Genomic DNA, 18,434 nt, shown 5'->3' on the forward strand with positions numbered 1-18,434 from the left:
CATGAAAAAATTATTATCCCTTATAGTACTAGCCAGTTTAGTTCTTGTATCCTGTGAAGGAGACCGTGGCCCCCAGGGCCCTCCCGGTGAAGACGGGTTAGACGGCCTGGACGGATTGGGTTATACTTATGAAAGAACTATTAATTTCGACTATTTTGCAGATGTGAACTACTATTCACAGATCATAGATATCCCTGATGCGGTAGACACCTTCGAACCGGAGTCTGATGCCGTACTGGTTTACAGGCTTGAACTGCAGCCGGCTGAAGGTGGTGGAACCGTAGATTCCTGGAGCCTGTTGCCACAAAACTTTTTCCTGGAAGAAGGAACGATTCAGTATGTTTATAACCATACCGTAGCCGACATAGAGATCATTATCGACGGTAATTTCGACCTGAGTGATCTGGAGACCAGATTTACTGAAGGACAGACCTTCAGAGTAGTTGTTATACCTTCTGCGACCTTTCAGGCTAATAACGATGTAGATATTTCAAACTTTGGTGAAGTACAGGAAAGATTCAATCTTTCTATAGACTAATATCTTCAGAGAAAATTAAAAAAATTCAATCCGTCCCCTGTGGCGGATTTTTTTATGCTTTTATCCCCTTAAGCTAACTTTCAGTTTAGGGTTTAATTCCTTAAATTCGCAACCTCTATAACAGATTCAAAATATTCCGAATATGAGTAAATATGATATTATAGTTTTAGGTAGTGGCCCGGGTGGTTATGTTACAGCGATCCGTGCTTCTCAATTAGGTTTCAAAACCGCTATTGTTGAAAAAGAAAGCCTTGGGGGTGTTTGCCTTAACTGGGGATGTATTCCAACTAAAGCGCTACTAAAGAGCGCCGAGGTTTTTGATTACCTGAAACATGCTGAAGACTACGGTTTAAAACTTGAAAAAGCCGATAAGGATTTCGGAGCTGTGGTTAAAAGAAGCCGTGATGTGGCTAATGGAATGAGCAAGGGTGTTCAGTTCCTGATGAAAAAGAACAAGATCGATGTTCTTGAAGGATTCGGAAAATTGAAATCTGGGAAGAAAGTAGAGGTTACCGGAAAGGATGACAAGAAAAAAGAATACCAGGCAGATAACATTATTATCGCTACCGGAGCAAGATCAAGAGAATTACCTAACCTGAAGCAGGATGGTAAAACCGTGATCGGATACCGTGAGGCGATGACCCTTGAGAAACAACCTAAGAAAATGATCGTGGTTGGTTCTGGAGCTATCGGGGTAGAATTCGCTCATTTCTACAACGCCATGGGAACCGAGGTTACCGTGGTGGAATTCCTTCCGAATGTAGTGCCGTTGGAAGACGAGGAAGTTTCCAAACAATTCGAAAGAAGCATCAAGAAGGCCGGGATCAAGGTAATGACCAATTCTTCGGTAGAAAGCGTAGAAAAGAAAGACGGTAAGGTGATCGCCAAGGTGAAGACCAAAAAAGGCGAAGAAAAACTGGAGGCCGATGTAGTTCTTTCTGCGGTTGGAATCAAAACGAACATAGAAAATATAGGCCTGGAAGATCTTGGTATCAAGACCGAAAAAGATAAGATCGTAGTAAACGATTTCTACAAGACCAATGTTGATGGAGTTTACGCGATTGGTGATGTGGTTCATGGGCCAGCCCTGGCACACGTTGCTTCAGCAGAAGGAATCCTTTGTGTTGAAAAGATCAAGGGAATGGATGTTCAGCCATTAGACTACGGAAATATCCCTGGATGTACCTATGCTACTCCAGAGATCGCTTCAGTTGGAATGACCGAAAAACAGGCTAAAGAGGCTGGATACGAGCTAAAGGTCGGGAAGTTCCCATTCTCTGCTTCCGGAAAGGCCAAGGCTGCAGGAAAATCTGATGGATTCGTAAAAGTGATCTTCGATGCCAAATACGGAGAGTGGCTGGGTTGCCATATGATTGGCGCCGGAGTTACCGATATGATCGCTGAGGCGGTTCTAGGTAGAAAACTTGAAACTACTGGGCATGAAGTATTAAAAGCAGTTCACCCTCACCCAACTATGAGTGAAGCGGTGATGGAAGCCGTTGCTGCCGCTTATGATGAAGTAATTCACCTATAAGACGTTAGACGTTAGACGTTAGAAATTTTAAAAAATCCCAACTTCTTACGAAGTTGGGATTTTTATTTTCCTTATTCATAAGTTCACGTCATCCTCAACTTGTTTCAGGATCTCATCCTTAGAGTTTAGATCACTGCCTTACCGATTCTATCAATTCCATTTCCCCCAGGATCGCAGCCCTTATTTCGCTTAGCAGGTAGTGTTCGAGTTGATAGAACTGTGCAGCAGGTACAGATCCCACCTCGGTTTTTACCTTCTTATAATATTTGTTGATAAGCTTATCTGTTTTTAAGGAAAGGTCCATAGACTCTTTTATAAGCCCGTCAATATCCTCATTGCTCATGCCGTCATAATTTTCAGCATATTTTTCGAGAAGTTTGATCCTGTCCCTGCCCAGGTCTTTTCTTTCCACCTCATAATCATCATAAAGTTTCCAGAAAGCATCGGCATTGGCGTTTAAACTAAGCATTTCCTTTACAGCAGCTCTTTTCTCCATTCCAAAAATAGACTGGATGTATTCCACCTCTTCCGGCGAAACCTGTGAATAAGATTGGAAATTGGAAACTAGAAGGGAAACTAGAAATAGTAACTTTTTCATGAGCTTTATCATTTAATTATTAAATAATCTAAAATATTAATAATCAGCAAAATAAAGCCGTTTCAGGAAACAAAATTTTGATTAAAATAGCTGGGAACCAGTGTTTTAAATCGAAAGCAGATCACAAAAACAGAACTCGGTGTCCCAGGCATCCTTGTCATCCTGGAAACAATCATCATCTTTATCATTTGAAGGTTTATAGGACCTGTTCACCTTCTCACCTATTTTAAATGCAACCGGTGCATTAAATATTGGTCCGTCGAAGACAAAGGTATGGAACTCACCATTTTCACCGCAGGGATCTACATTCCCTGGCAGGTCTTTTACAAATTGATGATCTATAAGTCTTCCGCAAAAAGAATCGTCCAGGTATTTCGAGTTGGTGCAAACCACGACAGCTTTAAAATCAAGGTCTATAAATTCTGAGATCAGGTCTTGTGTATTTCTTTTCCAGAGTGGGAAGACCGCTTTTAAACCAGCTCCTGCCAGTTGTTCTTCCCGGTACTTTTTCAGGTCTTCTAAAAAAATATCACCGAAAACACTATGAGTAAAACCTTCGGAAATGAGGCTTTGGGTGGCCTCTTTCATTTTCCGGTTATAATCTTCCATACTGGTTTCCGCACCAATTTCAGAGATCATAAGTGGTAAGCCTATCTTTTCTGCCTGTTCCTTTAAGAGCGCTGTCCTAACCCCGTGCATGGTGATCCGGTCTGCATCTGAATTAATGGTGGTAAGCAGTTTTTCGATTATCAGGCTTTTGTCCTGCCGGGCAAAGTAAAGCGCTAGGGCAGAATCTTTTCCGCTACTCCAGTTTAGGTAAGCTTTATTCATCTTTGAGGAAGCTTTGAATGGCCAGGTCGTAACTCTTTAGCCCGAAACCAACAATTACCCCCGCAGCGTTCGGGGAAATATAGGATTTGTGCCTGAAGTCCTCCCGGGAAAAGGTATTTGAAATATGTACTTCTACCACGGGAATGTCGATGGCCGCAACCGCGTCCCCTATCCCAACTGAGGTGTGTGTATAAGCTGCCGCGTTGAGAATAATGCCATCAAAATCCTTACGGGCTTCCTGGATCTTATCGATCAATTCACCTTCAATATTGGTTTGATCGTAAGACAATTCCACGTTTCTGAACTTGAATTGCAGATGAGAGAAATGATCTTCGAAACTTTTTGTTCCGTATTTCTCAGGTTCCCTGGTGCCCAGAAGATTTAGATTAGGCCCGTTTAGTATTAATAGCTTCATAGTGTAAATGTAGCAAATTGAAAATATTATGCTCTAAAGGAATTGAGGGAAAGTTAAAAAGTGGGTATTGCGACCAAACTTCTTTGGTCACTCAATATTTTAAATGGTCAACCTCAAAAATTATAGTCATTTTATTTTTATTTATTCTTGAAAAAAAAGCGGGCAAAAGCCAGCTTTTCTATTAAAATCTAAACTTTATTCCCAGCCTGAATCCATTAAATCCATCTTCATAATATTCCTCATTGACTAAACCTCTATACCTGTCGGTTAACTCATAGGAGTATTTACCGTACACCGAAATCCTATTGTTGATATCATACTCCAAACCACCTGTTAAGTTCAGACCTATTTGTTACCATAATCCTGTTGATAATCAAATCCTCCGCTGGAAATATAGTTTAACTCTGGACCGGCCATTATGCGAAACCTTGAATTGAACAGTTTATAATTTAAATATGTACCTAGTCTAAATTGATCTCCATGAATGCGAGTCCACAGAAATTCTGAACTGATCCCAAAATTATCACCTAATTCCTGGTCAAAGGTAATTCCTACGAACAACCCAGAACCACTTACCCTCGATACGGGATCCCATTCCGGATTTGGTGGAGGTGTTTTTCGATTGGGGGACATAGTGGATTCAATATAACCGGCGGTAAATCCAAATTTTGAAGGTTCTTTACCAGATTCATTTTCTTGTGCCTGGGCACAAAATGGTAGGATCGCAAAGATTGCGATAAGGCTAATTCTTTTAAGCATGTGTGATTTTTAATTAAGGTTAATATTGGTATTGGCAATTAATAACGGAGAGATTGTAGGAATATCATTACTAACGCTTATAAATAAAAAAGCGGGTATTCCTCCCGCTTTTTACTGAATGTTGTGAAATATTAATTAGAACTTGTAACCTACAGATAACTGAATTACATTATTCTCGATACTATAATCTGAATCAAAATCTTCATCACTATCGTTGATATTTGATAGACCCAGATAATATCTGGCATCAAAGAATACTCCCATATCCAGTTCGTATCCAAAACCTCCAGACAATCCGAAATCTATACTGGATACATAATCTTTCAGGTCTTCTGAATCTGATTCCGTTTCTCCAACAAAAGAAACTTCGTATTCACTCTCTGCATTCAATAAAAACCCAATTTGAGGACCCAGGTGAAGATTCCAGCCCGGTGCAAATTTATATTTAGCCAACACAGGTAAATTCAAATAATCCAGCTGAAGCTTCTCTTTCACCTCAAGACCGCTTTCGCTATAATCACTTGTGGCACCCTGCCTTAACTCCAAAAGTTGTTTCCTGCGCAGATGCAGAAATAGATAAAATTGCGAAACTCGCAATTAGAAAAAATTTTCTAAACATAATTAGATTGATTAAAATGAATATGCGGCAAAAATACACGAAAGATCGAGCTGTAAAAATAATCTTACAGCTAACTTTTAGGTCTAAAAAAAGCGAACCATTGGCCCGCTTCAATAATTCTTTCAGTTTTAATTGGTTAGAACTTTACTTCCACTCCAGCATTGATCGAAGCTATATTAGCCCCATCGTTAGAGATATTCGAATAAGAAGCCAGCACATTCACGAGACCCAGGTTCACGCCAATCTGTGGTCTTACATAAAATCCTCCATCTGAATCGCTACCTACGCCTATGGCGTAACCAAGATCGGTCCCTACGAAAAGCAGGGAAAGAATGCGCAGCCTGGCAGTACCAGCTAAAGGTATAAACTGCAGGTCTTCTGCTTCAAACTGCAGGGATTCCACATCAAAACTTTTTCCAAAATAATGTGCGTAGCCTGCGGTTGCCCCAATATCAAGCAGTTTTAAAATATCTATACGATAGGCGACATCTGCACTGGCATGAAAACTATAGGCTTCTTCTACATCTCCCACCGGAATACCTCCATTAAGCCCGAAAGTCCAGTTCTTTTGTGCATTTACGTTAGAAACACCCATCCCAATAATCATCAAAAAAATTAAGATCTTTTTCATAACTCAAAGTTTAAATGAGAAATAAATATAACATTTAATAAGCTGATTATCAGGTGTGTAAAACAAAAAAAGCGAAGAAAATAATCCTTCGCTTTTTTTCATAGGTGTATAATAGTTCTAGAACTGGAACCCAACTCCTAGTTGAAATCCATTATTTTTGATAGCATCATCATCGAAATTATCGCTATCAAAGGCATCGGTAAATCCTAATACATACCTACCGTTTAGAAAAAACCCATTATTGAATTTGTAAGAAGCTCCAAAGGCACCACCAAATTCAAAGGTACTGGCGAAATCTGAATCTGCCTCCAGGTCCAGCCTGTTGTTTTCGAAATCATATTCCTCCTCTACCAGGAAATTGAAAGAAGGTCCTGCCTCCAGCGCCAGCCCATCTATCACATAAAATTTGGCAATTACCGGTACTTGTACATAATCTAACTGGTACTCTCCTTGAATGCGATCTCCTGCAAATATCCTGGTAGCTTCTGTTCCCTGTGTAGAGTATAAAACCTCAGGCTGTACAGAAAATCTTTCGCTTACAGGAATTTCAGCCAGTACACCCAGATGAAACCCGGTCCTGCTATTATTATCTTCAAATCCGTTTGAAGACATATTAGTGAAATTCACTCCTCCCTTTACTCCAAAGTTCCAGTATTCCTGCGCGTTAGACGAGGTACTGAATCCCATGATCGCAATTGCTACTAATAAAAATGTCTTTTTCATCATTTCAGTTTTTATTTTGGTCAAAAGTAGGATACAGCTCGTTAAAAAAAACTTAGCTAAACCTAAAGTATTACTAAGACTCATGCCGCTGAATTATTATCTTTAACACATGAAATGGCAAAATGCGCTACAGGATTACCAGCATTATTTAAGGCTTGAACGCGGACTTTCAGACAATTCCATCGAAAATTACAGCCTGGACCTTCTGAAACTTATTAATTACCTTCATGTTAACAACATAGAGCTAAGTCCCCTAAAGATCGATGACAGGATTATTCAGGAATTCATCTACAGCGTTTCAAAAAATCTAAATGCCCGTTCGCAATCGAGGCTAATTTCAGGTTTACGTAGTTTTTTCAGCTACCTAGTGTTCGAGGATTACAGGAATGATAATCCCCTCGATCTGCTGGAGTCTCCCAAAATCGGAAGGAAATTGCCCGATACAATTTCCATAGAGGAAGTAGACCGCATCATTGCCTCCATTGATCTAAGTAAGAATGAAGGCGAAAGGAACCGGGCCATTATCGAGACCCTCTACGGCTGCGGATTAAGGGTTTCCGAACTTATCGATCTGAAGATATCCGATCTTTTTTTCGAAGAAGGTTTTATCAAGGTTACCGGGAAAGGTGACAAACAGCGATTTGTTCCAATTTCTGAATACACCATCAAATTCATCAATATCTATAAAGACCAGGTAAGGGTGCACCAGGTTATTAAACCTGAAGTCACAGACACCCTATTTCTGAATCGAAGAGGAAACCGTCTCACCAGGGCCATGATCTTTACCATTGTAAAAAGGCTAACAGAGGCGGCGGGCATCAGGAAGAAAGTGAGTCCGCATACCTTCAGGCATTCCTTTGCCACCCACTTGCTGGAAAATGGAGCCGATCTAAGGGCCATTCAGCAGATGTTAGGCCATGAGAGCATAACGACCACTGAAGTTTACGTGCACGTAGACAGGTCGCATTTAAAGGATGTGATGGAAAGCTTCCATCCACGGCGGTAGATATTAAAGTTCTGCTAAAGCGCTTTTACGGCTTTTTCCAACGAGGCTTAATTAGTAACTTCATAAAAAATCAAATTATGAAGAAACTGAAATTTAGAAATGGTGACACGATGGACGCCATTGGGCTGGGAACCTGGAAATCTGAAAAAGGAAAGGTGACCGAGGCCGTTAAGATAGCACTTAACAACGGATATAAACATATAGATTGCGCGGCTACTTACGGCAACGAGGCCGAAGTAGGTGAAGCCTTTAGCGAGGTTTTTGGAAAAGGAGATATTAAACGCGAAGATATTTGGGTTACCTCTAAATTATGGAACAATGCCCATAAAAAGGAAGACGTGATCCCGGCATTGAAACAGACCCTGAAAGATCTGCAGTTAGACTACCTGGACCTGTATCTTATTCACTGGCCGGTGGCTTTTAAACCAGAAGTTAGTTTTCCTGAAAAAGCTGAGGATTTCCTTTCCCTCGAAGAAGTTCCATTGATCGAAACCTGGAACGAAATGGTTAAAGCCAAGGAACAGGGACTGGTAAAACATATCGGGGTTTCCAATTTCAGCATAGAGAAACTGCAGGATCTAATGGAAGATACAGATCATACTCCCGAAATGAACCAGGTAGAGCTTCACCCCTATTTACAACAGAATAAATTACTTGAATTCTGCAGCAAGAACGAAATAAACGTAACAGCATATTCACCCCTTGGTAGTGGTGACCGTCCAGATGAAATGAAGGCTGCCGATGAACCTTCACTATTGGAAAACCCAACCATTACCAAAATAGCCGAAAAACATGGCGCTTCTCCGGGACAGATCCTTATAAAATGGAGCGAACAACGAGGTACCGCGGTGATCCCGAAATCTACCAATGAAAAAAGGATTAAGGAAAATATAATGAGTGCCGGTTTCCAGCTGGACAATGATGATATGAAAGAGATCGCTGAACTGGATTATCATTTCAGGTATGTGAACGGGAAATTCTTTGAAATGGAAGGAAACTCGTATTCTAATATTTATGATGATTAATTGAAGTAATTCTGACCTGGTCATTTTACACCGAAAAAATGAGATGAGAACTCTTAAATCAGATTTCTCCCTTAGGTCGAAATGACAAGAAAGAATTTTGAACTATTTGAAATATAAAATCATCCTGGACTTGTTTCAGGATTTTGACGAATAAAAAAAGGCCGTTCTTTCGAACGGCCTTTTTTATACAATTAATAAATTTCTATTTCGCGACGTTCACCGCCCTGGTCTCACGAATTACCGTGATCTTCACCTGGCCGGGATAGGTCATATCTGTTTGTATCTTTTGAGAGATCTCAAACGATAGGTTGGCAGCTTTTTCATCTGAAACCTTCTCGCTTTCCACGATCACACGCAGTTCTCTACCTGCCTGGATGGCGTAAGCTTTCTTAACCCCGCCGAAACCAAAGGCGATGTCTTCAAGGTCTTTCAGTCTCTGGATATAAGAATCCAAAACCTGCCTTCTTGCTCCAGGTCTTGCTCCGCTAATTGCGTCACAAACCTGAACGATAGGAGACAATAAAGAGTTCATTTCTATTTCGTCATGGTGAGCTCCAATGGCGTTACATACCTCTGGTTTTTCACCATACTTCTCTGCCCACTGCATCCCAAGGATCGCGTGAGGTACTTCAGTTTCAGTTTCCGGAACTTTACCAATATCGTGCAGTAATCCGGCACGTTTGGCAAGTTTAGGGTTAAGACCAAGTTCTGCAGCCATCACGCCACATAGTTTGGCAACTTCTCTCGAGTGCTGTAACAGGTTCTGCCCGTAGGAAGAACGATATTTCATTCTACCTACCATCTTGATCAACTCCGGCTGCAAACCGTGAATTCCTAGATCGATAACAGTTCTCTTACCTATATCGATAATTTCCTCTTCGATCTGCTTTCTGGTCTTCTTCACCACTTCCTCGATTCGAGCCGGGTGAATACGACCATCGGTTACCAGTTTATGCAGGGATAACCTCGCCACCTCTCTTCTTACCGAATCGAAACAGCTTAGGATGATCGCCTCAGGCGTATCGTCTACAATGATCTCCACTCCTGTAGCTGCTTCCAGCGCACGAATGTTTCTACCTTCACGACCAATAATTCTACCTTTTACATCATCACTTTCCAGGTTGAACACAGAAACACAATTTTCAATGGCTTCTTCTGTTCCAATTCTCTGGATGGTATTAATAATGATCTTTTTAGCTTCCTGCTGTGCGGTTAATTTCGCCTCTTCAACAGTATCCTGGATAAGCGACATGGCATCTGCCTTGGCCGTATCCTTAAGTGATTCTACAAGCTGCGCCTTAGCTTCTTCCGCAGAAAGTCCCGAGATCACTTCCAGTTGCTGAACCTTACTATTATGAAGCTTATCGATCTCCTCCTGTTTCTTTTCAAGGTATTCTACCCTATGATTGTAATCGGCGATCTTGTCCTCAAGATCCTTGTTCAGTTTTTTGTTCTTGCCAAGCTCATTAGAAACATGAGACTCCTTGTCTTTGATCCTCTTTTCAGCATCATTGATCTTCTTATCACGTGAAAGGATCACTTTCTCATGCTCAGATTTAAGCTCAATGAACTTCTCTTTTGCCTGCAGGATCTTGTCCTTCTTGATGCTTTCCCCCTCGGCTTTCGCCTCTTTGATAATGCTCGCAGCTTCTTTCTTCGCGCTCGCTATAGTATTGGAGGCCTGCTTTTTTTCCAGCATTTTTGCTATTGCAAAGCCGAGTGCCAGACCTATTACTGCGGCTATGATTATGGTAAGTATTTCCATTCGCTATTGTTTAATTATATATATAAAAAAAGCCTGTATTAGATAGGTTTTGTTATAAACTCCTTAAAATCAAGTTTAGGACTAACAGGTTGATCAAGAATCCGCTCTCCCGTAAGGGACACGGCACGCTTTTACAACCTAGACTCATCCTTTTTAAAGAATTCGTGTTGAGTTTATCAAAAAAGCACTAATACAGGCAGTAACCTTATTTTATTTAAAGAACTTAAGAGGTTAAATGCTGCTGCAGCAAGTCGTTAAGTGACCTTAACTTCTCTTCTGCTTCAATCATTTCGCTCGATTTATCAATATTTTTCTGCTCGGTCTGGGCGGCGAACTGCAATGCACACATTGCCAGCACATCCTGTTTATCCCTTACGGCATAGCTTTGCTCAAACTGCTTGATCATCGCCTCGATCTTCTTGGCCGCCTTGCGCAAACCTTCTTCCTGGCTAGGCTGAATGGTAAGCGGATAAACGCGGTCTGCAATCGATATTTTGATCTTCAGTTTATCGTCCATCATGATGTCAATTTATTCAGATAACTGAACTATACACTGATCGATCTCTCTGATCAGGCTGTTTATTTTGAGCTTTGTTTCTCTTTTATGGTCGGTACTGCCAAGCATCGCGTTCGCAGCTTTTAAGGACTGAATCTGATCTTTGGAAGCTTCAAAATTCTCTTCCAGTTGTGCATATTCAGCTTTTACAGAAGCTAATTCCTGCTGAAGGGATTCGTTCGCCTGTTTCATAACATCATATTTATGAAGCAGCTTACTTATCCTATTCTCAAGGTTATCAACTATTTCTGTAATCTCACTCATAAGCGCTTAAACCGATGTGAACCCCTACAAAGTTAACATACGCTTTGTAATATCCCAATACTTTTTTAGCAGTTTTAAAATAATAATCAACAATCTGGATAATTCTCTGTAGCCAAGCCGTTTAATTTTGAGTTAAGTTTGATTAACTTTACGGCAGGTTTATAAATTGAATTACCCCAAGATCTATGAAGCGAGCAACAAGCCTGTTATTCCTTATCCTATTTTCAACTATCCAAGCCCAGAACGGCGTTCCCAAAGATTATTTTCAGAATCCCCTGGATGTCCCTATCGTTCTGGCCGGCACTTTTGGGGAGTTAAGGTCCAATCATTTTCACAGTGGGCTGGACATTAAAACCCAGCAACGGGAAGGCCTGGAAGTAAAAGCTTCGGCGGCAGGCTATGTAAGCCGTATCAATATTCAGCATTATGGCTACGGAAAAGCACTTTATATCCAGCATCCAAATGGCTACACCACCGTTTACGGACATTTACAAAAACTTGCTCCCAAGCTTAAGGAGTATCTTAGAAAACAACAATACGCCAGGGAATCTTACGAGATCGAACTTTTCCCTGAACCGGGAGAACTTTCTGTAGAACAAGGTGAATTGATCGCTTACAGCGGGAATACTGGTGGAAGTGGCGGACCTCATCTTCATTTCGAGATACGCGATGGCAGCCAGCGCCCCATGAATGCACAGATGTTCGGCCTGGAAGTTCCGGACTCAAAAAGCCCTATGGTACAGGGCGTGTTTGCCTATCCCATAGGTGATGATGCTCACGTAAACAACTCACAGGAACGCCAGAAACTAAATCTTATCCCGTTGGATGACGGCACTTATACCACACGTGAAGTTGAAGCTTGTGGTGAGATAGGCTTCGGTATCTCTACTGTAGATCAGCAGGATGGCGCTTACAACCACAATGGAGTCTATAAGATCGAATCGAATTTGAACGGAGATAAGGTCTTTGAGATCGATTTTCAGAAATTCTCATTTTCTGAGACCAGGCATCTTAACCAGTTAATAGATTATGAGTATTACGCGAAACATAAAAGCAGGGTTCAGAAATTATACCGGGAACCGGGAAATCCGTTGAGCATTTACGGGCAACTGGAAGATGAAGGCAAACTGAACATTAAAGACAGCCTGGATTACCAGTATACCATCAGGGTGACCGATTTTAAAGGCAATGAAAAACTGGTTAGGATCCCAATTAAAGGACAGATCAGCTCCAGTTTAAAGAAAAAAGAGAACAGGGAAACAGATTACCTGGCCAGCGCTTCAAACGGACTTTCAGCCCAGCGCGGGAAAATGGATGTTTACATCCCCGGTGGTAGCCTTTACCAGGATGCCTATCTGGATATCAATTTTACCGAAGACATGGTAGAGGTGCACGAAGATGAGATCCCGCTGCATAAGAATTTTACCGTTGGTTTCGACGTAAGTGATTATCCTGCTGAAGAAAGGGAACAGTTATTTATAGCAAGGCTTTCAGATTATGGGAAGCCTATCTATTCCACTACTTATAAAAAAGGCAACAGGTTTACCACGGGCACCCGGACTTTCGGAAAATACTTTTTAGCAAAGGATAGTATCGCTCCAAAAGTTTCTCCGGTTAATTTCTACGACGGCCAGTGGATCTCAGGGAATGAAACGCTAAAAGTGAAAATTTCAGATGACCTTTCCGGAATAAATGCATACAGGGCTACCGTGAACGGCAAGTTCATCCTTATGGAATACGAATACAAGAACAATACACTTACCCACTATTTTTCTGATAACGTCATTACCGAAACTGAAAATGACCTGAAGGTGATCGTGACAGATAATGTAGGGAATACAACAACCTATACTGCGAAGTTTTTCCGGAAGTAGATGAATAACCCTGAACTAGTTTCAGGGTCTCTTTACAATGGGATTAGATATCATAGATTCTGAAATATATTCAGGATGACGCGCTCCGATAATCGGATTTAATAAACAAAAAAAAGCTGAACCATCGGGTTCAGCTTTTTAATTTATGATAAGAGAACTGATTAATTCTCGATGAATTCTTTTAAAGTCTTCACCACGTAGTCTATCTCTTCCTTGGTATTATATCTTGAAAAGGAGAACCTCAAGGAAGGTTTCTTTTTCTCCTCATCTGGCAAAAATGCATTAAGAACATGAGAACCCTGATCGCTTCCACTCTGGCAGGCGCTACCTTTTGAACAGGCGATGCCTTTTAGGTCCAGCTGGAACAACAACATTAAAGCCTTTTCTTCACTTAACGGGAGACGAACATTTATCAAGGTATAGGTACTGTTCTCGAAATCTTCACAGGCACCATTGAATTTAACTCCCGGAACCTCTTTCTTCAGGCTATCTATAAAATGTTTTTTAAGAGAACTTATATATTCCTTTTCCTCATCAAGGTTTTCGTAGGCAAGTTTCAAAGACTCTTCCAGCCCCACGATATTGTGAACCCCTTCGGTCCCTGCGCGGTGACCTCTCTCCTGCTCTCCTCCAAAAATGAGTGGCTTAAGGCCTGAGTGACTTCGTACAAAAGCGAATCCAACGCCTTTTGGCCCATGGAATTTATGCGCGCTTACCGCGGTAAAATCTACGGGGATCTCGCTTAGGTCCAGGTTAAAATGACCTATGGACTGCACGGTATCTGAATGAAAAAGAGCATTATAAGATTTTACCAGCTCGGCTGTTTTCTTAAGGTCTATCTTGTTCCCGATCTCGTTGTTAACATGCATCAGGCTCACCAGGGTCTTTTTATCTGAATTCTTTAGCCTTGCCTCCAGGTCCTCCAGATCTATATTCCCCATTGGATCTACATCTACATATTCTACCTCCACATCGAAGCAATCCTGAAGCTGATTTACGGTGTACAGCACTGCATGGTGCTCTATCCTGGAAGTAATGATCCTTTCCACCCCAAGATCACGAACTGCGGAATTCAGGGCCAGGTTATCGGCCTCTGTACCTCCTGAAGTAAAGACTATCTCAGAAGCCCTGACATTCAGTATCTTTGCAACAGTCTTACGGGCCTGCTCTATGAGAGATTTAGAAGACCTCCCGAAGCTATGAGTAGATGACGGGTTCCCGTAATTTTCTTTTAAAACGCTGGTCATTTTATCGACCACTTCCTCCCTTATTTGGGTAGTAGCTGCTGAATCAAAATACACATTTTTCATAGGCCCCAAAAATAACGTAAATAAAATAATTTCCTACTTCTGTCCCATATAAGTTTGATTCCTTTATTTTTGTTCAAAAAGCAGCTTCATGAGACGTTTATTATTTGGCATTTTTTCTCTTAGCCTTCTAGCATCCTGCGACGACGGCGATATTATAGTGACAGATTTCGATTTTGATGAAAGCAGGATAGAATTCTGTGATGGCCCTAATAAGAACGTTTTTTATGCTATTAATAACGACGGGGTTTTTGAATCTATCTCCCTTGAATACAGGAATAATGAGTTACCTATCGATGATGAGGGAAACCTAGTCCCGCCAGACCCTATTGATGAGGAGAACATAATCAACCTGGACGACCAGAATAATCGTATCGTCTACCGATTATATAACGGGGAGATCCCAACAGGCAGTAATTCCTATTTTTGCAGTGTGGTTCCCCCAAGTCAGCCAAGAGTGGTTGAAGAATGGGTAAGCGGCTCTGGTGCCTTTGCGCGAATAACTGCCGGGTATACCGATGAGACCGGGGATGTAGATGCAGATGGAGATGGGATTGATAACATTGATGAAGGCTGGGATCCTGATGGTTTAAATCACCAGGATACAGATAGCGATGGCATACCTGATTACCTAGACGAAGATGATGATGGGGACAATGTTCTAACATCTGTGGAAACATCGAGTAGTATTCCTTTAAATGATGCGGGAGTTCGAGATACAGATGAAGATGGAATCCTGAATTATCTGGATTCGGATGACGATAATGATGGAGTACCTACCAGGCTTGAAGTAGATCCAGAAGACCCTTTAGAACCAACCCTGCAGGTAAGCACAGAGCTGGGTCCAGATTATCTAAATCCAGAACAAATGCCGAGATTTGAGCATGATCAATACAAAGAAAACGTTATCACCAGGACCTTTGGATTTCGCATCCTTATAGAGGAATTACAGTTAACAAACCAGGACGGTTCTGGAGAAACCCAGCGTTTTGGGCAAACCTATAATTTTGGGAATTATAACCAGGGAACCGTAGAGGTTAGAACCTGTCCTAGCCAGGACCCAGATTGCGGTGAGCCGGAATCTGAAGAGCCCACAAACGCCAATTAAGAGGAATCTGGTAACTAGGGATTCTGCATAATATATACTTCGGTCGCACCCAGCCCGTATTTCTGGTAGTCGGCATCGTAAAATTTTACATTCGAGTATCTTCCAAGAAGATATTCTAATTCCATTTTAAGCACCCCTTCACCAACACCGTGGATGAATACGACTTTCTGGATGCGCTTCCTAATGGCAAATTCCAGTTTGTGCCTGGCTGTGTCTAACTGCAAATTTAGCATTTCGTGATTAGACATCCCCCGGGAAGACTTTACGAGCTGGTTTATATGAAGGTCTACCTCCATAGGTGGCGCTGCCTTATCTTTAGATCTTTTAGGGATAGACTTTGGTTTTTTGGCAGGTTTCTTTTCTTCAAGAACTTTCTCAAAGTCGAATTCCTCGACATCAATATCGTTGATATCATCCTTTATTTTGACCAGGTGGTCTTCCGGAAAGCTCATCACGAAACCATCCTCTGTTTTAATATGGACCTCAGAATCTTCAACCTTCTGAACAATTCCGCTTAGATCGTCATCTAACAATTCTACCCTGTCTCCTGCTTTAAGCTCCATAGTCATTTCTCATTTTCGTCCTTATGATCATCTTTGGTGGCTACCCAGTAATTGGTAGCCCGGTATAAACCCAACATTATTATGACCAAACCAATAATTTTGAAATATGGGCTAACATCATCTGCCGAAATACTATAGATAAGCAAAACTCCTCCAACCAGGATAAGAGTAGTATTCAAAACCTGTGAATTATTCATTTTCAGATAGTTAAATTCTTTTTCAGAAGTGATCTGAATAGATTTAATGTTTACATTTATGCAAATTTATGGCTTTCATGAAGCTTCCACTCCTTTTTTTGCTGATTTTTGGCACTACAGGCCTGTACGCCCAGTTATATCTCTCTCCTTCAACAGAGTCTGATACTTATATCTATGCAAAGGACCGGCTGGTTTATGTCAAAGAACAAATCGAACTGGTAAAGAATAATAAAAAGGAGACCGAAGCCAGCATTTACCTGCGTAAGAATTCTGAACTAATACAGGGCCGTACTGGTAGCAATGGCAACAGAGGAACCGGCCTTATATCGGTTTTTCAAAAAGGAACTTCGAATGCTTATGATTATAATTACTGGGGAGTACCAGTTAATATAAGCACTAAAAATTCCCGGTTGAACGACCTTATCTTTGACCCTATCAACCAGACAGAGAGCAGAACTGCGAACCTTATAGGCAGTCTGGAAGGCTCTTCCAGCCCTCTTAGTATCTCCAACCGTTGGATCTATACCTTCAGCGGGACGAATTATTCCAACTGGTTATATGCCGGTGATATTTTCGACCTCCTGCCAGGTGAAGGTTTTACTATGAAAGGTGTGAATGGAAGCAACTTAAATACAATAGAAAGTGAAAGCATTAACCCGGGAAATGCCCAGATCTATGACTTTCGCGGCTTACCTAATGATGGGCTAATAGAACTACCCATAAAAAAGGATCAGATCCTTCTGGTTGGAAACCCCTATCCCAGTAGCCTGGACCTTGATAAATTCCTGATCGAAAACACATCAACTACCGGAATCGCTTATTTCTGGGATTCTAAAGAAAACGGAAATTCTCATTATCTCGCAGATTATGAAGGAGGATATGGCACTTATTCTCCGGGAACAGGAATTTATATTCCCCCGGCCTTCAAAAAATATTCTGACGGCACAGATACAGGGCAAACCGGAAAATATTATGACCGCAAGCTCATACCGGTTGCCCAGGGATTTATGCTTATAGGCAATAAAAATGGTTTACTTAAATTTCAAAATTCCCAGCGAAGCTATCCCTGGAACAGGACTAATTTGCCGGTCTTCAAAACCCAGGCTTCGGCCATGGAATCTTTGAATTTGGATATTGAGATCAATGAGACCTATCTACAAAAACTGGCTCTTGTTTTTAAAACCGAATCGACTCCTGAGGAAGATCACGCCATGGATGCTAGGAAAATGGACAGCTACCCTAAAGATATCAGCTGGTCTATCGCTAATACAGCCTACGTAATCAACGTTCGTCCAAGGAAAGACCAGGAATTAATTCCATTGAAGATCTCCCTGGCAGATAAGGCAGAGTTGAAATTCTATATTTCTGATCTCAATAATTTTAACCCTGAGCGTATCTTTATTTACGACGCCAGGAAGGAACTTTACTATAGTATAAAGACTGGTTATTTAAAGCTTAGCCTTGATAAAGGAGAGTATCAGGACTGGTTCTATTTAAGTTTCATTGAAAAAATTCAGGAGACCACAAATCCCGATAGTCCAGATTCCACCAGAATTGAAAAGCCAGAAAACATCCTCCTAAACACAATTGATATTTTTCAGAATAATGGCGGGCAGCAGCTGGAAGTCAAAATGCTTTACGATGCAAATCTTAGCAGAATCAGGCTTTATGACCTTAACGGAAAGCAATTTTTGGATAAAAATTTTAAGATGCCAGAGAAAGAATTTAATTTCCCTACCGGGAATTTAAGTAATGCGGTTTATATTGTCAAGGTAAATACCAGCGACCATAAAGAACTGACCAAGAAAATTGGCGTAAAGAATTGAGTAATCCAGAAGAATACATGCTCCCCTGTCTTAACAAAAGTCTTTTCGGGCTTGACTGTACAGGCTGTGGAGCCCAGCGAGCAGCTGTTCTGCTTTTCCAGGGTCATTTCAAGGACGCTTTCTTTATGTATCCCGCTATTTATAGCCTGGCATTGCTGCTGTTATTCCTGGTATTCAATCTTTTTTATAAATTTAAAAACGATTATAAGCTCAAAATAGTGCTCATCATCATTAATGCAGTGGTTATAGCCGGTGCATATATCATCAAGATGTTTTTCATTTTAAACTAACTAAC

At 41.1% G+C, this 18,434-nt stretch carries 21 protein-coding genes and 1 other RNA gene; 8 read left to right on the forward strand and 14 right to left on the reverse strand.

Annotated elements, in window-relative coordinates; translation table 11 throughout:
- Nucleotide 1: 1 nt before the first annotated feature.
- Both FLP08_RS14720 and lpdA read left to right on the forward strand, forming a co-directional pair.
- Entirely contained in the window at nucleotides 2-538 is a 537-nt protein-coding gene (locus FLP08_RS14720) for a hypothetical protein (protein WP_156277841.1), read from the forward strand.
- Nucleotides 539-680: 142 nt separating this feature from the next.
- Entirely contained in the window at nucleotides 681-2,072 is a 1,392-nt protein-coding gene (gene lpdA / locus FLP08_RS14725) for a dihydrolipoyl dehydrogenase (RefSeq protein WP_156277843.1), read from the forward strand.
- Between the two features lie 130 nt (nucleotides 2,073-2,202).
- On the opposite strand, the gene FLP08_RS14730 is transcribed toward lpdA, so the two are convergent.
- The 7 genes from FLP08_RS14730 to FLP08_RS14760 form a co-directional block, all read right to left on the reverse strand.
- Entirely contained in the window at nucleotides 2,203-2,670 is a 468-nt protein-coding gene (locus FLP08_RS14730; protein ID WP_156277845.1) for a hypothetical protein, read from the reverse strand.
- 105 nt (nucleotides 2,671-2,775) lie between these two features.
- Nucleotides 2,776-3,501, reverse strand: coding sequence for a Dph6-related ATP pyrophosphatase (locus tag FLP08_RS14735; RefSeq protein WP_156277847.1), 726 nt, complete (start codon nucleotides 3,499-3,501; stop codon nucleotides 2,776-2,778).
- Nucleotides 3,494-3,916 carry a type II 3-dehydroquinate dehydratase gene (gene aroQ, locus FLP08_RS14740; RefSeq protein ID WP_156277849.1) on the reverse strand — a complete coding sequence of 141 codons (423 nt, stop codon included), beginning with the start codon at nucleotides 3,914-3,916 and terminating at the stop codon, nucleotides 3,494-3,496. Before aroQ ends, FLP08_RS14735 begins: the two co-directional genes overlap by 8 nt.
- Nucleotides 3,917-4,261: 345 nt before the next feature.
- Entirely contained in the window at nucleotides 4,262-4,675 is a 414-nt protein-coding gene (locus FLP08_RS14745) for a hypothetical protein (RefSeq protein WP_156277851.1), read from the reverse strand.
- 135 nt (nucleotides 4,676-4,810) lie between these two features.
- On the reverse strand, nucleotides 4,811-5,272 hold the full coding sequence (locus FLP08_RS14750) for a porin family protein (RefSeq protein WP_156277853.1): 462 nt from the start codon (nucleotides 5,270-5,272) through the stop codon (nucleotides 4,811-4,813).
- 158 nt (nucleotides 5,273-5,430) lie between these two features.
- Nucleotides 5,431-5,925, reverse strand: coding sequence for a hypothetical protein (locus FLP08_RS14755; RefSeq protein WP_156277855.1), 495 nt, complete (start codon nucleotides 5,923-5,925; stop codon nucleotides 5,431-5,433).
- Between the two features lie 117 nt (nucleotides 5,926-6,042).
- A complete protein-coding gene (locus FLP08_RS14760; RefSeq protein WP_156277891.1) occupies nucleotides 6,043-6,648 on the reverse strand; it encodes a porin family protein in 606 nt (201 codons plus the stop codon).
- 109 nt (nucleotides 6,649-6,757) lie between these two features.
- Here FLP08_RS14760 and xerD point away from each other — a divergent pair, with 109 nt between their 5' ends.
- Both xerD and FLP08_RS14770 read left to right on the forward strand, forming a co-directional pair.
- Nucleotides 6,758-7,654, forward strand: a complete 897-nt coding sequence (xerD, locus tag FLP08_RS14765; protein WP_156277857.1) for a site-specific tyrosine recombinase XerD — start codon at nucleotides 6,758-6,760, stop codon at nucleotides 7,652-7,654.
- A 77-nt stretch (nucleotides 7,655-7,731) separates the two neighbouring features.
- Nucleotides 7,732-8,679, forward strand: coding sequence for an aldo/keto reductase (locus FLP08_RS14770; RefSeq protein WP_156277859.1), 948 nt, complete (start codon nucleotides 7,732-7,734; stop codon nucleotides 8,677-8,679).
- Between the two features lie 202 nt (nucleotides 8,680-8,881).
- Here the strand turns inward: FLP08_RS14770 and rny are convergent, their stop codons facing one another.
- From rny to FLP08_RS14790, 4 genes are all read right to left on the reverse strand, one after another.
- Entirely contained in the window at nucleotides 8,882-10,444 is a 1,563-nt protein-coding gene (gene rny, locus FLP08_RS14775; RefSeq protein WP_156277861.1) for a ribonuclease Y, read from the reverse strand.
- Between the two features lie 56 nt (nucleotides 10,445-10,500).
- Nucleotides 10,501-10,617: non-coding RNA, 6S RNA (gene ssrS, locus FLP08_RS14780), on the reverse strand.
- A gap of 50 nt (nucleotides 10,618-10,667) precedes the next feature.
- Nucleotides 10,668-10,961 carry a cell division protein ZapA gene (locus FLP08_RS14785; protein ID WP_156277893.1) on the reverse strand — a complete coding sequence of 98 codons (294 nt, stop codon included), beginning with the start codon at nucleotides 10,959-10,961 and terminating at the stop codon, nucleotides 10,668-10,670.
- Between the two features lie 12 nt (nucleotides 10,962-10,973).
- A complete protein-coding gene (locus FLP08_RS14790; RefSeq protein ID WP_156277863.1) occupies nucleotides 10,974-11,264 on the reverse strand; it encodes a coiled-coil domain-containing protein in 291 nt (96 codons plus the stop codon).
- Nucleotides 11,265-11,449: 185 nt separating this feature from the next.
- Between FLP08_RS14790 and FLP08_RS14795 the strand changes: the two genes are divergently transcribed.
- Nucleotides 11,450-13,138, forward strand: coding sequence for a M23 family metallopeptidase (locus FLP08_RS14795; protein ID WP_156277865.1), 1,689 nt, complete (start codon nucleotides 11,450-11,452; stop codon nucleotides 13,136-13,138).
- A 161-nt stretch (nucleotides 13,139-13,299) separates the two neighbouring features.
- On the opposite strand, the gene FLP08_RS14800 is transcribed toward FLP08_RS14795, so the two are convergent.
- Entirely contained in the window at nucleotides 13,300-14,448 is a 1,149-nt protein-coding gene (locus FLP08_RS14800; RefSeq protein ID WP_156277867.1) for a cysteine desulfurase family protein, read from the reverse strand.
- An 88-nt stretch (nucleotides 14,449-14,536) separates the two neighbouring features.
- Here FLP08_RS14800 and FLP08_RS14805 point away from each other — a divergent pair, with 88 nt between their 5' ends.
- Nucleotides 14,537-15,553 (forward strand): hypothetical protein, encoded by a 1,017-nt coding sequence (locus FLP08_RS14805; protein WP_156277869.1) that lies wholly within the window; start codon nucleotides 14,537-14,539, stop codon nucleotides 15,551-15,553.
- A 14-nt stretch (nucleotides 15,554-15,567) separates the two neighbouring features.
- Here FLP08_RS14805 and FLP08_RS14810 read toward each other — a convergent pair whose 3' ends face one another.
- Both FLP08_RS14810 and FLP08_RS14815 read right to left on the reverse strand, forming a co-directional pair.
- On the reverse strand, nucleotides 15,568-16,116 hold the full coding sequence (locus FLP08_RS14810; protein ID WP_156277870.1) for a DUF8465 domain-containing protein: 549 nt from the start codon (nucleotides 16,114-16,116) through the stop codon (nucleotides 15,568-15,570).
- Nucleotides 16,117-16,118: 2 nt separating this feature from the next.
- A complete protein-coding gene (locus tag FLP08_RS14815; protein WP_156277871.1) occupies nucleotides 16,119-16,313 on the reverse strand; it encodes a hypothetical protein in 195 nt (64 codons plus the stop codon).
- A gap of 77 nt (nucleotides 16,314-16,390) precedes the next feature.
- Between FLP08_RS14815 and FLP08_RS14820 the strand changes: the two genes are divergently transcribed.
- Together FLP08_RS14820 and FLP08_RS14825 are read left to right on the forward strand one after the other, a co-directional pair.
- Complete coding sequence (locus FLP08_RS14820; RefSeq protein WP_162431094.1) at nucleotides 16,391-18,139, forward strand: DUF8693 domain-containing protein; 1,749 nt, start codon at nucleotides 16,391-16,393, stop codon at nucleotides 18,137-18,139.
- Nucleotides 18,136-18,429 carry a DUF2752 domain-containing protein gene (locus FLP08_RS14825; protein WP_238388509.1) on the forward strand — a complete coding sequence of 98 codons (294 nt, stop codon included), beginning with the start codon at nucleotides 18,136-18,138 and terminating at the stop codon, nucleotides 18,427-18,429. Before FLP08_RS14820 ends, FLP08_RS14825 begins: the two co-directional genes overlap by 4 nt.
- Nucleotides 18,430-18,434: the final 5 nt, after the last annotated feature.

The sequence above is a fragment of the Christiangramia aestuarii genome (assembly GCF_009735585.1).
Taxonomy (GTDB): Bacteria; Bacteroidota; Bacteroidia; order Flavobacteriales; family Flavobacteriaceae; genus Christiangramia; species Christiangramia aestuarii.

Coding starts and splice junctions, on each gene's coding strand:
- FLP08_RS14720 (WP_156277841.1), top strand. CDS start 2: ATGAAAAAATTATTATCCCTTATAGTACTAGCCAGTTTAGTTCTTGTA.
- lpdA (WP_156277843.1), top strand. CDS start 681: ATGAGTAAATATGATATTATAGTTTTAGGTAGTGGCCCGGGTGGTTAT.
- rny (WP_156277861.1), bottom strand. CDS start 10,444: ATGGAAATACTTACCATAATCATAGCCGCAGTAATAGGTCTGGCACTC.
- FLP08_RS14810 (WP_156277870.1), bottom strand. CDS start 16,116: ATGGAGCTTAAAGCAGGAGACAGGGTAGAATTGTTAGATGACGATCTA.
- FLP08_RS14790 (WP_156277863.1), bottom strand. CDS start 11,264: ATGAGTGAGATTACAGAAATAGTTGATAACCTTGAGAATAGGATAAGT.
- FLP08_RS14795 (WP_156277865.1), top strand. CDS start 11,450: ATGAAGCGAGCAACAAGCCTGTTATTCCTTATCCTATTTTCAACTATC.
- FLP08_RS14820 (WP_162431094.1), top strand. CDS start 16,391: ATGAAGCTTCCACTCCTTTTTTTGCTGATTTTTGGCACTACAGGCCTG.
- aroQ (WP_156277849.1), bottom strand. CDS start 3,916: ATGAAGCTATTAATACTAAACGGGCCTAATCTAAATCTTCTGGGCACC.
- FLP08_RS14805 (WP_156277869.1), top strand. CDS start 14,537: ATGAGACGTTTATTATTTGGCATTTTTTCTCTTAGCCTTCTAGCATCC.
- xerD (WP_156277857.1), top strand. CDS start 6,758: ATGAAATGGCAAAATGCGCTACAGGATTACCAGCATTATTTAAGGCTT.
- FLP08_RS14730 (WP_156277845.1), bottom strand. CDS start 2,670: ATGAAAAAGTTACTATTTCTAGTTTCCCTTCTAGTTTCCAATTTCCAA.
- FLP08_RS14755 (WP_156277855.1), bottom strand. CDS start 5,925: ATGAAAAAGATCTTAATTTTTTTGATGATTATTGGGATGGGTGTTTCT.
- FLP08_RS14760 (WP_156277891.1), bottom strand. CDS start 6,648: ATGAAAAAGACATTTTTATTAGTAGCAATTGCGATCATGGGATTCAGT.
- FLP08_RS14745 (WP_156277851.1), bottom strand. CDS start 4,675: ATGCTTAAAAGAATTAGCCTTATCGCAATCTTTGCGATCCTACCATTT.
- FLP08_RS14815 (WP_156277871.1), bottom strand. CDS start 16,313: ATGAATAATTCACAGGTTTTGAATACTACTCTTATCCTGGTTGGAGGA.
- FLP08_RS14785 (WP_156277893.1), bottom strand. CDS start 10,961: ATGGACGATAAACTGAAGATCAAAATATCGATTGCAGACCGCGTTTAT.
- FLP08_RS14770 (WP_156277859.1), top strand. CDS start 7,732: ATGAAGAAACTGAAATTTAGAAATGGTGACACGATGGACGCCATTGGG.
- FLP08_RS14800 (WP_156277867.1), bottom strand. CDS start 14,448: ATGAAAAATGTGTATTTTGATTCAGCAGCTACTACCCAAATAAGGGAG.
- FLP08_RS14735 (WP_156277847.1), bottom strand. CDS start 3,501: ATGAATAAAGCTTACCTAAACTGGAGTAGCGGAAAAGATTCTGCCCTA.